Origin of the sequence: Clostridium sp. FS41, assembly GCF_000954015.1 — a bacterium.
GTDB lineage: Bacteria > Bacillota > Clostridia > Lachnospirales > Lachnospiraceae > Enterocloster > Enterocloster citroniae.
Map to the genome: position 1 here is coordinate 17,907 of NZ_JYHN01000095.1, position 16,192 is coordinate 34,098.

Annotated in this window: 27 protein-coding genes and 2 tRNA genes; 5 read left to right on the forward strand and 24 right to left on the reverse strand. The window is 42.5% G+C overall.

Going from position 1 to position 16,192, the window contains the following annotated elements; genetic code table 11:
• Positions 1 to 6: 6 nt before the first annotated feature.
• The 17 genes from CLFS41_RS28490 to CLFS41_RS28570 form a co-directional block, all read right to left on the reverse strand.
• Positions 7 to 1,089, reverse strand: coding sequence for a major capsid protein (locus CLFS41_RS28490; RefSeq protein WP_045094308.1), 1,083 nt, complete (start codon positions 1,087 to 1,089; stop codon positions 7 to 9).
• Between the two features lie 31 nt (positions 1,090 to 1,120).
• Complete coding sequence (locus CLFS41_RS28495) at positions 1,121 to 1,444, reverse strand: hypothetical protein (protein WP_052665929.1); 324 nt, start codon at positions 1,442 to 1,444, stop codon at positions 1,121 to 1,123.
• 12 nt (positions 1,445 to 1,456) lie between these two features.
• Complete coding sequence (locus CLFS41_RS28500) at positions 1,457 to 2,038, reverse strand: hypothetical protein (protein WP_045094309.1); 582 nt, start codon at positions 2,036 to 2,038, stop codon at positions 1,457 to 1,459.
• A 261-nt stretch (positions 2,039 to 2,299) separates the two neighbouring features.
• On the reverse strand, positions 2,300 to 3,766 hold the full coding sequence (locus CLFS41_RS28505; protein WP_052665930.1) for a phage portal protein: 1,467 nt from the start codon (positions 3,764 to 3,766) through the stop codon (positions 2,300 to 2,302).
• A 161-nt stretch (positions 3,767 to 3,927) separates the two neighbouring features.
• Entirely contained in the window at positions 3,928 to 4,272 is a 345-nt protein-coding gene (locus CLFS41_RS28510; RefSeq protein ID WP_152649093.1) for a hypothetical protein, read from the reverse strand.
• An 87-nt stretch (positions 4,273 to 4,359) separates the two neighbouring features.
• Positions 4,360 to 4,989, reverse strand: a complete 630-nt coding sequence (locus tag CLFS41_RS28515; RefSeq protein ID WP_045094311.1) for a hypothetical protein — start codon at positions 4,987 to 4,989, stop codon at positions 4,360 to 4,362.
• Between the two features lie 85 nt (positions 4,990 to 5,074).
• Positions 5,075 to 6,688 carry a hypothetical protein gene (locus CLFS41_RS28520; RefSeq protein ID WP_052665932.1) on the reverse strand — a complete coding sequence of 538 codons (1,614 nt, stop codon included), beginning with the start codon at positions 6,686 to 6,688 and terminating at the stop codon, positions 5,075 to 5,077.
• 55 nt (positions 6,689 to 6,743) lie between these two features.
• Positions 6,744 to 7,028, reverse strand: a complete 285-nt coding sequence (locus CLFS41_RS28525) for a hypothetical protein (RefSeq protein ID WP_045094313.1) — start codon at positions 7,026 to 7,028, stop codon at positions 6,744 to 6,746.
• A gap of 36 nt (positions 7,029 to 7,064) precedes the next feature.
• Positions 7,065 to 7,138: transfer RNA gene (locus CLFS41_RS28530), tRNA-Phe, on the reverse strand.
• Between the two features lie 182 nt (positions 7,139 to 7,320).
• Positions 7,321 to 7,394 (reverse strand) — tRNA-Ser (locus CLFS41_RS28535).
• Positions 7,395 to 7,662: 268 nt separating this feature from the next.
• Positions 7,663 to 8,046 carry a hypothetical protein gene (locus CLFS41_RS28540; RefSeq protein ID WP_045094333.1) on the reverse strand — a complete coding sequence of 128 codons (384 nt, stop codon included), beginning with the start codon at positions 8,044 to 8,046 and terminating at the stop codon, positions 7,663 to 7,665.
• Positions 8,047 to 8,211: 165 nt separating this feature from the next.
• Positions 8,212 to 8,439 (reverse strand): hypothetical protein, encoded by a 228-nt coding sequence (locus CLFS41_RS28545; protein ID WP_045094314.1) that lies wholly within the window; start codon positions 8,437 to 8,439, stop codon positions 8,212 to 8,214.
• Positions 8,436 to 8,819, reverse strand: coding sequence for a hypothetical protein (locus CLFS41_RS28550; RefSeq protein ID WP_152649094.1), 384 nt, complete (start codon positions 8,817 to 8,819; stop codon positions 8,436 to 8,438). Before CLFS41_RS28550 ends, CLFS41_RS28545 begins: the two co-directional genes overlap by 4 nt.
• 239 nt (positions 8,820 to 9,058) lie before the next feature.
• On the reverse strand, positions 9,059 to 9,364 hold the full coding sequence (locus tag CLFS41_RS28555) for a DUF551 domain-containing protein (protein ID WP_045094316.1): 306 nt from the start codon (positions 9,362 to 9,364) through the stop codon (positions 9,059 to 9,061).
• A 389-nt stretch (positions 9,365 to 9,753) separates the two neighbouring features.
• Positions 9,754 to 10,509: a terminase small subunit gene (locus CLFS41_RS28560; RefSeq protein WP_045094317.1), complete on the reverse strand. Its 756-nt coding sequence runs from the start codon at positions 10,507 to 10,509 to the stop codon at positions 9,754 to 9,756.
• A gap of 112 nt (positions 10,510 to 10,621) precedes the next feature.
• Entirely contained in the window at positions 10,622 to 10,831 is a 210-nt protein-coding gene (locus CLFS41_RS30315) for a hypothetical protein (protein WP_045094318.1), read from the reverse strand.
• 125 nt (positions 10,832 to 10,956) lie between these two features.
• Positions 10,957 to 11,157: a helix-turn-helix transcriptional regulator gene (locus CLFS41_RS28570; protein WP_052665934.1), complete on the reverse strand. Its 201-nt coding sequence runs from the start codon at positions 11,155 to 11,157 to the stop codon at positions 10,957 to 10,959.
• Positions 11,158 to 11,585: 428 nt separating this feature from the next.
• On the opposite strand from CLFS41_RS28570, the gene CLFS41_RS30220 reads away from it, so the two are divergent.
• The 5 genes from CLFS41_RS30220 (at position 11,586) to CLFS41_RS28580 (ending at position 12,888) form a co-directional block, all read left to right on the forward strand.
• A complete protein-coding gene (locus CLFS41_RS30220; RefSeq protein ID WP_161797519.1) occupies positions 11,586 to 11,759 on the forward strand; it encodes a hypothetical protein in 174 nt (57 codons plus the stop codon).
• Positions 11,760 to 11,805: 46 nt separating this feature from the next.
• Positions 11,806 to 11,946 (forward strand): hypothetical protein, encoded by a 141-nt coding sequence (locus CLFS41_RS30225; RefSeq protein ID WP_161797520.1) that lies wholly within the window; start codon positions 11,806 to 11,808, stop codon positions 11,944 to 11,946.
• Between the two features lie 165 nt (positions 11,947 to 12,111).
• A complete protein-coding gene (locus CLFS41_RS31090; RefSeq protein ID WP_278280223.1) occupies positions 12,112 to 12,237 on the forward strand; it encodes a hypothetical protein in 126 nt (41 codons plus the stop codon).
• 51 nt (positions 12,238 to 12,288) lie between these two features.
• On the forward strand, positions 12,289 to 12,495 hold the full coding sequence (locus CLFS41_RS28575) for a hypothetical protein (protein ID WP_045094320.1): 207 nt from the start codon (positions 12,289 to 12,291) through the stop codon (positions 12,493 to 12,495).
• 39 nt (positions 12,496 to 12,534) lie between these two features.
• Positions 12,535 to 12,888 carry a hypothetical protein gene (locus CLFS41_RS28580; protein ID WP_045094321.1) on the forward strand — a complete coding sequence of 118 codons (354 nt, stop codon included), beginning with the start codon at positions 12,535 to 12,537 and terminating at the stop codon, positions 12,886 to 12,888.
• 707 nt (positions 12,889 to 13,595) lie between these two features.
• Here the strand turns inward: CLFS41_RS28580 and CLFS41_RS28585 are convergent.
• The 7 genes from CLFS41_RS28585 to CLFS41_RS28610 are packed head-to-tail and all read right to left on the reverse strand — an operon-like array spanning position 13,596 to position 16,100.
• Complete coding sequence (locus tag CLFS41_RS28585) at positions 13,596 to 14,264, reverse strand: DUF4417 domain-containing protein (RefSeq protein ID WP_045094322.1); 669 nt, start codon at positions 14,262 to 14,264, stop codon at positions 13,596 to 13,598.
• Between the two features lie 2 nt (positions 14,265 to 14,266).
• On the reverse strand, positions 14,267 to 14,569 hold the full coding sequence (locus tag CLFS41_RS28590) for a hypothetical protein (RefSeq protein WP_045094323.1): 303 nt from the start codon (positions 14,567 to 14,569) through the stop codon (positions 14,267 to 14,269).
• A 57-nt stretch (positions 14,570 to 14,626) separates the two neighbouring features.
• Complete coding sequence (locus CLFS41_RS28595; RefSeq protein WP_045094324.1) at positions 14,627 to 14,857, reverse strand: hypothetical protein; 231 nt, start codon at positions 14,855 to 14,857, stop codon at positions 14,627 to 14,629.
• Between the two features lie 43 nt (positions 14,858 to 14,900).
• Positions 14,901 to 15,086 (reverse strand): hypothetical protein, encoded by a 186-nt coding sequence (locus tag CLFS41_RS30590; protein ID WP_045094325.1) that lies wholly within the window; start codon positions 15,084 to 15,086, stop codon positions 14,901 to 14,903.
• Positions 15,087 to 15,122: 36 nt separating this feature from the next.
• The gene (locus tag CLFS41_RS29945) at positions 15,123 to 15,320 is read right to left on the reverse strand and encodes a hypothetical protein (RefSeq protein ID WP_152649096.1); all 198 of its coding nucleotides are present in this window, start codon (positions 15,318 to 15,320) and stop codon (positions 15,123 to 15,125) included.
• A gap of 5 nt (positions 15,321 to 15,325) precedes the next feature.
• Positions 15,326 to 15,895 carry a hypothetical protein gene (locus CLFS41_RS28605; RefSeq protein ID WP_045094326.1) on the reverse strand — a complete coding sequence of 190 codons (570 nt, stop codon included), beginning with the start codon at positions 15,893 to 15,895 and terminating at the stop codon, positions 15,326 to 15,328.
• 22 nt (positions 15,896 to 15,917) lie between these two features.
• Complete coding sequence (locus CLFS41_RS28610) at positions 15,918 to 16,100, reverse strand: hypothetical protein (RefSeq protein ID WP_045094327.1); 183 nt, start codon at positions 16,098 to 16,100, stop codon at positions 15,918 to 15,920.
• Positions 16,101 to 16,192: the final 92 nt, after the last annotated feature.

The following is a 16,192-nucleotide window of genomic DNA, read 5'->3' on the forward strand; positions in this document are numbered from 1 at the left end:
CCTCCCTTACGCCACCTTCATCAGATGAGTGTCCATGATCCTCTCATAAGTCGGCAGCACAATTTCAGAGCAAATACACTGAGTTACAAGTGGATGCGGAGTGGTAAAGGTATAAAGTGCCACGCCGGTATCAACAATGGAAAGCTCCCCGGTTGACTGATTTCCGGTTCTTTCCTCTGGTGTCCTGCCGTAACAAGTGTTTCCAAGCATTCCCGTCCCTGGCAACATAACCACCATATAATCAGGAACAAATGTCTTTGACTCTTTCGCCTCGTTTTTGTACATCAAATCATATATAACTATGGTTAGTTTCAGCTGTTCACGGAAGAACTTCTTTACAATTTCATCAGTAACCATAATGTTCACGCTTAAATTCTGAGCCAGAAGATAATTATGGATTTTCTTATTCTTCACAATCAGCTGAAATGTGTTGTCATTCATGATTGCTACGGTTGGGACCGTGCCGTATTCCTTCCTGTGTGCCTTCTGGGCCATCCTCAGGTCCTCATATGGGTCTGAATTTTCAAAGTCAGTCCATTTGTCGGTCGCTGTGGTTAATTCAACATAGTTTTTACTTTTATACACACCATCCGGGTCATAGTTATAATCGTAGTTTACTCCATTGGCAGAAATTGCAATCTTGGGTGCCCCATCGACTGGAGCAAGCAGCTGCCAAATCATACGCTCCGGCACGACATTTGCGCCCTGTATAAGATCTGTCGGCCCTACCATGATACGCTGCAAAATCTCTTGTACAAACGCCTCATCAGAATTCATCAGTTTCTCATACTCCGCTGCATCCTTTTCCTTCACCAGATATGACTCACGGAAGAAAGGCATTTCAGTTTCAATCTGTTTGAAACCGATTCTATCCCTTAGGGTTGCCTGTGCGTCATAGTTAGACGGAGTAAGGGATACGGGTAGTCCACTGGAACCATAAAACCACTTAAGGTCCATCAGGGGGGTCTTCTTTTTTGGAAATAATGTGGTTCCCAGATAGGGCGGAAGTCCAAGCGACTTCTGGTAGCTGTTCCAAAATACGCCCAAGGCCCTCGCTGTAAAAGCTTCATTTAATGGTAATGCAGGCATGATATACCTCCTTTATGTTTTATGTTGTGAGTTAATTGAAAAAAGTAATCCTCGGAAGCGCCGCCTTTGCCTCATCGGAAACGGTGATGCCATTTTCCGTCAGAACAGGTGTTTTGACCGATCCCTCAAAGATATACGTTCCAGGATGTTCCCCATATGTTACATCAACGTCATGGAGTAACAGACCTTTGCATGTGGCATCATTTGCCGGCCAGGGTGTTCCTGCCTTAACAATCTTCAACCCGTTTGCATCTGCTGTAACTCCGCTATCAGATACCATGCAGGCCGCTCCTTTAAAATCATTAAACTTCAAGATTTCTTTCGGCTGCCCATATGATTTTCCGGTTACCTTCATCAGTTTTACCTCCTATTTATAAAAGTCAAATGCGCTGTTCTCCTGCGCTTTCGGAAGAGAACTAGCAAGTTTCTCAGCAAATTCCACGTCTGGGGACTTTTCGCCTTGACTCTTCCCATCGTCACCGCCACCATCATCTCCCAAGGCGTCCGTTAACTCTTTTTCTTTAGCCTTTGCTGCAGCAGTGTTTTTAGATGCAAGTGTTTTTGTAAATGCCTGGACACTCGCCAGGGATGCCGACAGATCCTCACCAACAAAACTATCAATGAAGCCTGTGTAATCATCCTCTGTCAGACCAGCCTTCACCAGTTCCTCCGCAATCTTCACTTTATTCTGGGCCTTGATGTACTTTGACTTTTCAGTTTCTGCATCTTTCAGGGCCTTATCAAGCTTTTCTTGATCAGTCAGTTTATCAGCTTTCAGATCATCCAATTCCTTTTCAATGCTTTTCAATCGCTTAATTTCAGCGGCATCCGTTGCAGCCTTATTTTTTTCGGCCTGAATGTCAATCTGGTATGCATTTAAGATTGCTGTGATCTGTTCATCCGTTGCATCTGGGAACTGTTTCTTAATGTCCTCGCGTGTTAATGCCATATTTTCTCTCTCCTTCTGTATGCCTACGCTTTGTTATCGCGGGTTGCTCCGCTGGCACCTGCTGTTTTTACGCCACAACTGGCAAAATAAAAAGTACCAATCAAGCACCATTTCTGGCGTTATGAAAGGTACTCTAGGTACGCATTTTTGTCTTCTTTTGGAAAGTACTTCCTGTTTCCGGTTTGGTAGTTCAATACAGTCATTCCTTTACAACGTCTGCACCTGATGGCTGTATCTCCTCTGGTTTCTGCCAAAAGTCTATTACACCCCGGATTCGCGCACCGCACTTCTACCAGTGGCGATTTCTTTATTTTGGCTTTGTTCTCCATTTCCTGTTACTCCTGTCTTTGGGGTTGACTTTGCATCAAACCGTTTCTGCATCCGTTCCTTAGATTTAGAATACACTCTCTGTGGATCGCTAAACAGGCTAACAATTCCCAATGCAATTTCATCATCAACGCCACAATCTTGTAAAATCTGTAATGCCTGCGCCTTAACAAGCATGTTGTCTGTCTTGTTTCTGGTTATATTTACATCTATATCTCTAAGCTGGATATCCAGAATATCGTAGTTTCTTAGGATCCGGGTAACTACACGCAGGAACTCCATTTCTGACTTCTTTTCTATGGGTTCCCCGATTTCTTCCCGCTTTTCAGCAAAGTCCCAACCATTACGCAGATAAACCGCAGAGCCTGTATCTCCTCCGGTGTTCTGCTCTCTTGACGGCATGCCCTGTACTATCAGAAAAGATTTATAGAGGTCATCTTTTGTTACTTGGGTCTGGCTCTGATCCAACTGCGAGGATACCATATCCACATCTGCCGGCAGCCCAGGCTCGCCCTTAACAGTGACTGCTCCAAGGTTAACCATTTCCATGAATTTGGTTTCGTCAATCTTGCAGTTTACAAATTTCATAAAGGCTTGGACAAATTGTTCAATACCATCCATCCGGTTCGAGGTTGCATTGTTTATTGCATCTGATAGTGTGATAGTTAATTCAATAACCCCTATCCTCCGGCTATTCTTCGGATACTCAATTATGGGGATCGCATTAAGAGGATTGATTTTGCGTTCAATTATCTTACCGCCCTGTATCTTCCACCTCCGCTGCCTGGTATAACATTCATATATGTCCCCATCCTTTTCGTTTTCAATAATTCTTACCCCCATTGCCGCCTTTTTACCTATTCGTTTGGAATAAACCACGAAAGCCAGCCGCGGGTCTAAAACATCAAGTGTAAATGGGCATTCGCTATTCTTCACATCTGCAGCCTTGTTTGGCAGTACAAACCTGTATGCGGTGCCACATACATTCTGCCAGGTTCCAAGTTCAACATCCCAATACGCTTTATTCTCCAACCTCATAAGTGTATTCAGTTCATTTATCTCTGTTGAAATATCCCTATCAGGGGAAGCATTCACATATTGTATTGGCTCACCATAGTTCTGGGCCGTGTGAAAATTGGTAGCATCAAACGCATAATTCTCCACAACCCTATTGCAGATTTCCGGCCTGACTTTTTTATAGCGGTAAAGGATGGGTTGGTCGCCACGGTAATAGTTATCCAGATATTCGATCTCACCGCGGTTGATCTCATGATACACCAAGGCCTTATTCAGGATTTCAACAACATTGTTATCATTAATCGCCAATTCATCCGTGGAATAAACCCGGCGGCCAAAAAGATTCTCTCTCTTTTTATAGTTCCTTGTCCGTATTGGTTTCATGGTTCACCTTCTATGTATTATCCAGTACTGCATCATGCGCAGTTGGTTGATTGCAAAGGCGGCCAGGGGTGGGGCCGCCATAACGGAAGTACAATGGGGTCATAAAAATATGACCATCCATATACACCATAACACAAAACCATGTCCCGTATTCTGGCAACTTAATCTTTTTCACGATTTAAAATTACGAAGAATCTCTTGCGGGCTGCATAAAACTCCTTGTCCCGGTAGGGCATACACATGACCTGTTTTAGATACCAATAGGGCCTATCTTCGGTTACGTTCTTGATTATGTACTCTGCAAGGCCACAATCTCCTCTTATGTCCTCAGAACTTTTGTTTGCAGCATATTCAACCAAATTAACCTTCTGACGTAATCTGGGGGTTTCCTGGCGGCTTAATCCATCTATCCATTCTTTATACTGCATGGAGAATGCAACCAGCTCCTGCCTGCGCTCATCTGATATTCCATATTGTGATAGGTTTACATATCTTTTACTCGGCAATTGCATCACTCTCCTGACTTCTGATTTCACATCTCATTAATTTTTAAGTACAAAAAAACTACCAAACCAAATATTGATAGTTGGTAGTTAAGCCTCTCTTGTTTTAACTTCTATAAGCTTTTTATTCATAAATACAACATTTATATATTGTTCTGTCTTATGACCGTAAATATTTGTTAACTCCAATTTTATACTGAATACATGATCCATCAAATCTTCATCTTTTATTACATGATGAATCTTTACGTATCCATTATTAATATCTAATGTCTGGATTCCATCAATGCTAAATACCCTCGATGTTGTGCTATTTTTATCGTTCCAGTCACCATCAATTCCAATTATGTTACTATTCTTAGCAATAGCCCCTACAATAGGTACTTTGGTAATATTTTCTAATTCTACATCCAGAATATAACCATTAAATGCATCTTTGACTTCTTTCAATTCGCATTTATCTAACAAAATATTTACAAAGGCTTTATATGGTATTTTCTCATAGTCCAACATACGTTTATTCATATTATTGGCTTGAATTCCCAAAAAAACCGTAGCTCCCCCCATTACAATAGTACCAAAATAGGATAAATACTCACCGGGTTCCCATACGGACACCATTATATTATGTGGAGGATACATAATATTTATTATTATTGGCACAAAAAATATTAATAAGACAAAAATAAATGTCATTACAGCAATAGTTCTCTTCTTCATACTCCCTCCTCCTACTATTTTCAAGTATACCGTACTTTTCTCTAACTATCAATATTCAATTTTCAATGTCCTATTTCAAAATTCGCTACCAAGGACGCTGCATAGGCTCACACCAACCTGCATCCCCTTTCCAAAAATCAATCAGCATCGCCAATGAATCTGGTGCGTCATCATGGTCGTTCTTTCCTTCAACTGATAAAGATGTTACCTCTGCCATAAACTCTCTGTATTCTTTTCCAGCATTTTTATCTCCAATAAAATACAACTGTTTGATTTCTGGCGCATACTGCACCATACGAGTCATTTTGCTTTTATCGCTCCCGGTCATACGGTTTGTGATATTGCAAAAGTACCCTGCACTCTTGATATTTTGGTCAATTACATCGCTGTACATATGACCACCATTGTTCCCCTCTACCCGTATTAATTGTATTTTGTGTTGAAGAATCTTACCTTCCACCAATGGCATTGTGATAGTTTTATCTCCCTTTGAAAAAACCACATCATGAACATACCCCCGTCCTTCATAAACATATAAAATCGGCATTGCAAGGCAATCACCGCCCCCCCATGCCACATCTATTGCAGCTATGATTGCATCAGGTTGCCCAGATGGAAGGACACCATTGTATGTTTTTAATTCCTCGGCCGGGAACAACAAACCCTCTCGTTTAAATGGACGCCCCTGATACTTCGCCATCCACTCATTATTATCCAGTGTCTCTCGCAGGTTCTTATAATACTGTGTTGAAAACCCTTTTCCAAACTTGTAGATGAAATTACTCTCATCATTCTCATTCAGTGCCGGAATAACCCGGAATCTATACCTTGGGTCATCCTTATGCTGCGCCTGTACTTTCCCCAACGGATCAGCCACATTCCACCGGGTTCCAACCATCAATTCTTTGGCATTATCCAGCTTACGGTCAAGAATCTTATTCAGATAGTCCTGATATTTCCCCTCTAAGCGCTGTGGACTTAGGGATTCCTTGCGATCTTTTATCAGGTCATCCGTGTATAAAAGGTTTGCCGCTTCCACAGCACCTGTTGTGGTTCCTTCAATGGATCGGCAGGTCAATGTGGGGAACCGGCTAGGAGTATTGAGGTTGATCGCCTCATCTTCTGCGGATGAACTTTCAAAGGTGACCCCCGGGAAAACATCCTTCCAGCAATATTCCTCGCTGCTGATAATATTCAGAGTTTCTTTGTAAAATCCTTTGGTAAGAGGGTCCGAATGGCCTGACATAAGGTTTGCAAGATCAGGATACTTTCCCATCTGCCAAGACATGAAAAAGATACAGGTTGTAGACTTACCAACTCGCGGCGGCATGGACACGCCTAAAAAATCTATCTTTCCATCTTCCAGGTCCTGCAGGTCCTCAACCACCACTCGAAGCACATGACACCGCGGCAGATAGAACTGTTTTTCAGGAATACGCTTATGTTCCACATACAGTAGATACTCATGGAAGTAATGCGGTGCCAGAAATAGAAGTGACCGAATATATAATTCATAGAACCTGGTATCCTTCCTGGCAAGTGCATTGGCCTTGTTTTCAATTTTCCGTGCAAGTTTCAATGCTTGGACACGGTCCTCATCCAGTAAGTTCCGGCACATCTCAAAAAGCATAGAGAGATTGTCATACTGGTTCAGGTCTGTTTTTAAAAGGCGATTTACAATTTGACTGTTTTTTGACAATGATATCTCATCCTTCTATAGCATATATATTTTTATTTTTTATTAAAACATTCGTTCATCGCTTTTTCCTCCTCATTGGAAGTCCATGCTGCTTCAACCAGTTATTTGACATATTTCTGTGTACATATTTCTTTCCAACATTTGCAAATACTTTCCCCACTCGAATGGACATCTCGTGTACAGCCTCAAAAAACTTCTTCATCTCAGAAGCAAGTCCACATATCGCATCATCGTTCAAGCTATCAGAATCAATTTCTGGAATGTCCTTCATTTTCAGGATTGGTTCATGGTCTTCTCCCATAAAATACTTCTCTATTTTCTCTTTCTCCTTTGGTGGCATGATATCCTCCCTTTTCTGCACCATTAGTTACAGTAATGGGGCGAACTGGTATCGAACCAGCACCCTCCGGTTTTTCAGACCGGCGCTCCGTCCTCGTAAGCTATCGCCCCTCAACGGGATCCCTCCCGTTAGCAACTTTGTTTATCGTGCCATGCATTTGCACTATCCGGTTCCAATTGTCACCAGCAACCTAACCCTCACGACAGATTCGCTCCGCCTTAACAGCAAACAGCTATGAGGGGGAAAGGATAAAGGCGAAATACCTCGCATGAATACGTCACATTCATGCTATTGGAGAGAATGGGATTTGAACCCATGTATAACCAGATAGCCTCCGGCCCCCTTGCCTGACTTGGGTATCTCTCCTGAATCCGGCCATTTCTGGCCGGACATGTATACCAGACTTATTCACTACTCGTATTGGTGTTACAAACTGCCTGCAGCATTCCGCTTATCGCATGGGATAAGACTTACGCTCCTATGCCGCAGGCTACAGCTATACCGGATGCCTCGACCTGTCGGATTCATAGGACATCCCAAAACCTTCCGAAACCGCAGGTGGACTTGATTTTATGAATTTCACCCATTCCCATATATAGAACAGGATAATCCCATAGCAAGTAACAATCATTTTTTAATCCTCATTGATAAACGTAACCGGAACAATCATCTCTGGAAGGAAGTTAACTTCGTAATGGTATTTATCCACTTCCGCTCCGCTAACATCCTCAATTACCCACAGTGTCCAATCATTTAACCCTACAGAATGTTTTTTATATTCGCCTGGTCCTGTTTCGACAACTGCAATGATACGGTCATTCTTCAAGGTAAAGGAAAAAGCCCCAACCAGTTCAAACAGTGGCTTGTCACTACGCGCATTCAAAACAGTCAGACGCCGAATCACATTAAAATTGTCCGCCTGCTGAGATACATTGCTTGACACTCTCTCTGCCTCCGTACATCCATAAAGCAGGATAAATGCAAATAACACTACTGCAAGGAACTTTATTTTCTTCATGGATTTCCCTCTCAAACTCATATCCTACCTCCAGTCATAAACATATTTGCGCAGGAGCATATCCCACACAAGATGCAGAACAGCCTATAATAGAACCCTTTTCCTTCCAAAAAAGCCCAGGCAAAAAAAGCAACCATAAAGGCATTAAATACAATTAGCAGCACATTAATCATTGTCATTTCCTTTCCATGGACTGACCTCATAGGATGCCACCTCTGATAATTCCACCGTTATTGTTCTAGTTTTGTCAAGGGACCAAAATGTCAATTCGGCCATCTTATGTATTGCATCTGATAATTCTTCTGTCATTTCTGCTAAATTATTCTCTGAGCTAATCTGCCCATATAGAATATGCCCGCTCTTAAGACCAAACCTCACGAACCACTTATTCATGAACTTTCCTCCAATCCTACGATCCTGTTTGCCAGCCCAACCGTCATATCTGCGGCCTCCTCTGGGTCAATTACTCCTTCGTAGTACTCGATCAAATAGCCCGCAATAGAATCTACCAGAGCCTTATACCAATCTCCCCTTTTTATTAACTCGTTACGAACAACCTCTGCGGCCACAGCAAGGGTCATACTGTATTTGACATTACACGGATCCAGAACAAACTCCCCTGCACCCCATGGAATATTTAATTTTGCAACTGGAATATGCCCAGGGTGAATACTTATATCCGCTCCTGTCACAATACTGTTCACTTCTTTTCCGTCAATTTTAACTGAATATCCATACTTCTCCTGTGTTCTAATCTCTACCCTTGCCATCATCTTCTCCCGTTCCGTTCCACTCCCAGTAAGGACCTCATAAAAATTTCTGCTTGTATACGTGCCTCTTTTTCATCAAACCTTTTCTTAAACTCCTCATATACTTTTACCTGTATTTCCACCATTTGAAGTATAGAAAGTACCATTTCTGAATTAACAAATCCCACTTCGACACCGCCTTTTTGTTTTTTATTTTTTTTAATTACCTTACAGCCCTATATACAAACGGCAACAATGGGCAGCTAAAACGTATTAATCGATTTGTCTTCCTCTTTCTGTAGGGTTTCAATCCAATAAGATTCCGGTAGGGGCATCCAGGCCAGTACCATTGTTTGATGTTCTTCCTCGTTCACCGCGCACACCCAAGTCTTTTCAGATCTATAAGAATACCCTATTCCTCCGTGATCATGAGCCGTCAATACCGTTTCATAAGTTGCTGGCAATCGCTCTGCTACCGGTATCCATTCTCGACTCTTTTGCAAACTTTCATACTGTCTCTTATACCAATCCGCTCTTTCAGTTTCATTTGACCATGGTGTATTTCCCATCTCACTTCTCCTTCCGAAAATTTTAAATTTGAGTGTGTACATTCCAACACCGCAACCATCTTTACTCTAAAGGTCTGGAAAACTGTGTCTTTATCCTCTTCTGCTCTTCTGTATAAGCCATATGAACACTCCTTTTTCTTTAAAATTTGGATGGGGGACTCATATGCCGCCAGGAATCCCTCGAATATACCCCCTGGCCCCCTATCTTATGTTTTGTTTCATCAATAGCCACAATTCAATGGGCACAATATTCATTCCGTTCAACTATGCGCGAAAGACAGCTTTCGCGCAGTCTTGATCCGACACTATGCATAAAACAGCGTCACATCATTGTGCAGATTGTACATAAGCAAGGCAATCAGCATCCTATTGTCCCTATTGTGTCTCACTCATCCATCATTATCTGACAATACTCCACTGGCAGAGGACTGAATCTCCTTGAAATCTGCATCTATGATGCCACTGTCATCTCCTGAATCCGGGAGCCGTTGGGCTATGTCATCTGCACTCATGCGATCACCAAGGGGTAAGTCTGTAGTTATGTTAACCTCTGACCTGTCCACATAGCCGTGGTTGTTTTTGGACAGGAAAATGAACGTCACCGGGTTTATCTTGCCTTTAAGGGCTAAAAATTCATTATATGAGGCAATTAATTGCTTTGCTTTTTTTATAACGTCTCTCCTGTCTGGGCCATTTTCCCCATGTTCCCACCGGTTTAATGTGCCTCTAGTGACCCCACAAGCTAGTGCAAGCGCCTCCACGCCAGGGCGTATACAGTTATCCTTGCACCAGTTAAAGAACCATGCCACACGCTCTGCAAGCTGATCTCTATTGCCTGTGTCTATTGGAGGAAGGTTGTATAACTCTATCATCTGGGATATGGCTTCCTCCCTATCTTCTGGCTTTACTCCCTTGTAACGGCCTCCAGATACAGGGCTTGCCTTATTTGCCTTGGCGACAGGTGTAAGCATCCCGCTGGGGCTTTGATCGCTCTCCTGTTGCTGGTTTGCAATCCTTTGTGCCTGCTGAACCGCCTTATACTCCGCTATCACATCCGCATGTTCCGGCCCCAGTTCCCTTTCCAGCAGTCCGGGTTTGTATGGCCTGGTTCTGGGCCTGCCTATTTTCTTTTTCTCCTCTTCCATCTCCCGGCCTCCTTTCTGAGCAAAATAAAAAGCGCCTATCCTGGATTGCCCAAAATAAGCGCTGTACATAATCTTTATCTAGTTCCAGGGGCTACGCCTGGTTGCTTGTCCCCTACATTTTAACAAACTCTATTCTTGTTTTGTATCCAAGGGCCGTGGCTATCTCTTCCAGATCCGCCGGGGTGAATGCCCCTCGCTTTAACCGTTGCCCCATATTCTGGCGTGTGGTCTTTAACCGCCGGGCCAGCTCTGCCGTGCTTACACCTTCCAACGCCATTAATACCTTTATTTGATCCGCTGGCGTGTAATCGTTAATATCCACGGCTATCTCCCTCCGCCTGCCTGCGTTTATATATAGTGTAACAGAATGCGTTTACATTCGCAATCCCGGAATGTACATTCGTTATACTGGCCCGAGGGTTGTTAAACCATTGCAAATAATGTAGTTTACGCCTTTTCTTCTACATACTCCATTATCTGCCCCGGCTGGCATTTCAACAGCCTACACAGATTGCATAGTACCTCACAGGTGACATTCCCATTGTCAACCAGCTTATATATTGTAGCCCTGTGTATACCGTTATCAATCAGCCACTGCTTTTTGTGTCCTCTTTTTTCAAGCATAGCCCATAGCCTTGTAAAATCCATATATCCATTCTCTCCATAATTCGCCATAAGTCCACCCCACTCTTAGATATAGTATCAATTCAATAATATTCTATTTTCATGTAATTGTCAATATTCTATTTTCGTGTAATATGCACAATATTTTTGTTCTATTTTCGTGTAATATGCAAATTGCAAAATATTCTATTATCGTGTAATATATAGACATAAAGAAAAGCGCTACACAAAGCGCCAATCTTTATAAACCAATTGAGAGGAGGTGGACATGATGGGATTGATAGCCATCCTCGTTATCAAAGTCTTTATAGTAGCCGCTATACTGACAAGCATTAACGAGTAATCCACCGAAGCAAGTACCAGTGTCGTGAGACAACCGGGAACGCTTCCCTCACAATTGAAATATAACATATGACTACCCAAAAATCAAGCAAAAACAAGGAGGTAAAACAATGAGAAACGAATATAAAGCACATCACACAGCATTAACCAGAGGTTATGTAAGCATTAAGGCAACCGAAGGAATCAAGGAGCCGTACAAAGGTAAGTTTGGAGAGGGTTACACAATTCGGAGCCACAACCCTAACAGCACACGCTATTGCTACATCACCTATTATGTAGCCTAACCACAATACACCCGCCCACCAGGATCAGAGAGGAGAAAGTGATAATATGAAGAACCTATATCTGGAAGATAAGGAAGGTAATTTAATTTACTGGGTAACGGAGCGCAACGGGGAAATTATCCGGGAATATCCGGACGGATACACCGAAGTAGCAAATGTACAAGAAATTGAGTTATACAACAGATAGGCGGCATCTGCCGCCCCTCTAATGCCGGTATCCGGTCGCAACCCCGGAGGAAGTCGCAGAGCGGAGGAAAACAGAAATCATAGGCGAAGTAGTAACGTCCTGGCGGTTGAATCAATCAGCCGGGATCGTGAAAAGTAGCCGCCATCCATAAGGAGGAAAAGAGAAATGAGAACCTATGAATTTTATGTAAAAGCCGCGGATTACTTTTTCCGCAAGGGCAACCAGAAACTTTTCAACAACTTTTATCGTATCGTAAAAGAATTGCAGGCACGAGGCCATAGCGGAATTTGACCGCACATATACGGCGGACCCGGCCCCCAGGAACAAGGAGAAAAAGAAAAAATGAAAAAATATAATAAGGAACTTTTTGAGGCTATGATAAATGATTGGTTGGCTGACCATGGCGAGGAGATGGAGGATTTAAAAATCGAGGAGATTTATCTGGGGGAAAACGGCTGGGAGTCATACGCGCATGATAATAAGGCCGCGTATCTGCTGACCGATGACGGTACAGGAAATATTTGCATTAATTACATCGGCGCATTGTAAAATTCCCGGCCCTCAGGGAGACAGGAGAGAAAGTACAACATGAAACAGATCGAGAAATGGTTACAGGATAATAACATCACATACTGTACCGCAAAATGGGGTAATCCTGATTATTTTAATGATGGATTTACGGTATGCGGGTTAATGGTGACGTTTGATTTTTACCAGGACCGGGACGCCCCCGCTAAAATGTCCGCCTTTGAGCGGTACATGGGCCGGAAACGAGCCTATAATTGCGAATACTATAAGTACGGCGCTGGCTGGTGGATCCGCGTCTTAACAGCCGCAGATGCGCCCAAACTGGAGGAACACGAAAAGCGCGTTTCCGATGCCGTAGAAGCATTTTGGCAGGCGGAGCACGCCCGCAGACAAGCAATGCAAAAAGCCTCATAATTCAGGCCGTTAGGATTTACCCGGGTTCGATTCCCGGGCGGCTCTATTTCAGGTCATCCACCTATGTATTGACCCTGCAACGGTTTTGGATCACGCCGTATAATGTGATCCGCTACGACTATACAGCCGTGAAAAGCACTCACGACACGCCTGGCGCCTGCCCGCTGCATACAATGAGCCGGCTACTGCGGGACGTGTCACGGCCCATAATTGACCGTACACTCAGCCCACCGGCGACACATTATCCAGTACGCAATCTGGCCTAATGTGCCCTTTTTGGCGTTGACAATGGCCCATAATGGCATTATAGTGTATGTAGGCATGATTTCCTGGTTCATTGCGAAAAGGCTCATAGCGTTCGTTTTAGCGCCATGACACGGATTTGTTATGCCGGTTCGCAGGTAAGGAGTGCCCAAATTCCCCCAGTATTTTATCTGAATATTCTGACATTTTATTATATCTTAGAACAATAAAAAACTGGCCCGATTTCTCCAAAAATCCGGGAGAAAATTCATCTGTGATTTTGGAGAAGTCGGGGCCTCAAAAATTATTTGTTCAATTTGCACATAGCAAAACGGTTGCTGACATAGTCGTGCTATGAAGTTTTATTCTGAGCTTTCTTCACTACGTTTGTTTCATCAAATCTCTTCCTCGTATTTACCACTTTCCGGTTCTTAATGCGCTTCCTTTCACGTTCGCCTGTTCCTTTAGCATTCCGGCGCCGTGTTCCGTATGCGTTTCTTCCTCCCATTCCTACCCTCCAATCTCTTCTGCATCTGCTGGATGTACCCATCAAGATATATGATTGGTACATCAACATCTATGTCTTGCTGCTTTCCAATCACCAATATCTTTTCCGGCCGAATTGTTGCTACCATAAAGCGCAGCCCCATTTCAAAGTAGTATTTCCCCTGTTCCGATAAACACCCGTTATTGCTCACGGCAATGATGCTATTACATGGCAGGCCATCTAAGCACCACTGAAAGCTTTTCCTGTCGCTCCATCCGGCCGTGGGTATGATATTCACTCCATTTTGCTGCATATAATATGCCAGAGCCCTGTTCCTATAACAGTTCCATATTTGCATGGCTGTTGGCATATCTGCATAAATCGAAAAATCGGGTGAGCATATATACTGGAAGTTCTGAAGCAGTGCAAGGTATTTGTCAGGATCGTTCCATATTCCGGTAAATCTCTTGTCATCAATAAAAAAATGAAGAGTAGATTTTTTAGGAACTATGCAGTGTCTAGCCTCACTATATGGAACGGGATTACATGGTTCAGCATCAATATGTATTGGCTCTAACTGTGGAAATCCGTAGTTGCCTACCAATTCTGCACCTTTGATCAGATACTCTCTCATTATATCATTCATATTTACCCCTTCTTCAGTGCATTTAAGATCTTCTGGGCCATCACAGCAACACCGATTGCCTTTATTGCCAATTCTATGGACGCCTTATATATAGCCTGGAATCTCACTTCAATTACATTATGCTTAGCACCTGCTGTTGTTGCTTTCCAGGCGCATCTAACACTACTTTCAAGCTTATCCATCCTATTCTTGGTTTTCTCTAATTCATTATAACAAAATGCACAAGATTCAAAATTACTTCTCGGCGGTCTACTCTCATTTAAAGCAACCACATCTTCAATAAGTTGTTTCACTTTTTCGTCCATTTTATCACCATCCAACTAACTTTATGCTATTACATTTCCTACACATTAATTCGTATGTCAGTTTAGCAGTTTCTCTATGATAAATTTCGGTACATAAACCACTCCATTTTCTTCGTTATCTCTTAAGTAGTGTTTTAAATCTGCTTCCATAATAATCCACTTTTTCAGCGCTTTAATACCCATCTCGCAGGCCTCAAGTCCTTCCAATGTTTGATGTGCACCATCAGATTTAGCTACTACCTGTCTATCAAATACCGCTAATATATTCATAGCCTCTGTTTTTGTCATAATCATTCCCTTTCTGATTATAATTTAAATATCAGTATTAACTTTAAGACTGCCCTGGGGCCTCAGATTTTCCGGTGACCATCTCTCGTATGTATCGATGAGGCACGTTGCAGTTTACTGCATTGATCACCAGTTCTGATTTTGTGCTCTCTCGCATGATTCTATAAAAATCCGAAAAAGTCACTTCCACTCTATCCTCTTTTGCAAATGCATCTAAAATAGTTGCCATATGTTTTTTCCATCCTTTCTTCTCAAAATATCAGTTTTACTGAAATTCTGACATTGTGCTTATTACTTTCCTAATTCGGTCTTCACTAACCCGGTATGGCCTTTTACGCAGACTATTATCTGCAATAATTTTTGTATATACCATTCTTGGTAATTCAAACAGTGCCACACATTTTGGATACAAGCGCACCGCCTGGTTTCGTATCTCTGAATCAATTTCATCTCTTCTTGTCATAATATTCACTCCTCAAATGATGAAGCAACTGGTTTTTTTAGTGGCACATACACAGTGCTTTCTGCATTCGCTTTTCCCCACACTACCCACATTACATCCATCAGCGGTGAACCAGATCCGCGTTTACCAAATAAAAAATCTGGTCTCCATGTTAATGGTAAAACAAATTGTGGTCGATATCCCCAAAACAAATCATAGCGTTTTTTAACATGCCAATACTGTGATTTTAACAGGAACGCAAATGACACCCCATATCCAATACTGCGCTCAATGAATTCCTGCGATTGGCTAAAGGGGGGATTTGTGATAATCCAATCACATTTCCGATATTCTGCGGACAAATAGTCCGTACCAGTAATAATATCGGTTCCGATCACCTTATAACCGTTCTCTTCCATTACATCAACCATGTGACCTTTTCCACATGCAGGCTCCCATATAACCGTATCAATAGGCAAATTTAGGAAATCTAATAATGCTTGCGTTACTTCCGGTGGCGTTGGGTAATAATCGCTCTCCATACGTTTATACGCCGTATTCCCTCCGTTAATACGGCTTCCTGTTTTGTTTTCCATCGTTTCTCCAATCTTGAAAATGTTAATCTTCTTCTCGATCTAAATCCAAAACAGCCACACCATCACTGTATCCTATGTCAGCAAGACCATTAACACTATATTTGTCCATGCTTAATCCCCAACCTGTACTCGGATATAAATGGACTGCCTCAACCTCAAATTCTGGATTCTCCAACAACTTTTCTGCCAATTCTTTCGCTTTCATGTATTTCTCCAAATCTTAATAGGACTTACACTGGGGAGCAGACCTACCGGTTGCAGTCTCCTATGTATCCCCAGATGCCTAAATGTTAATTT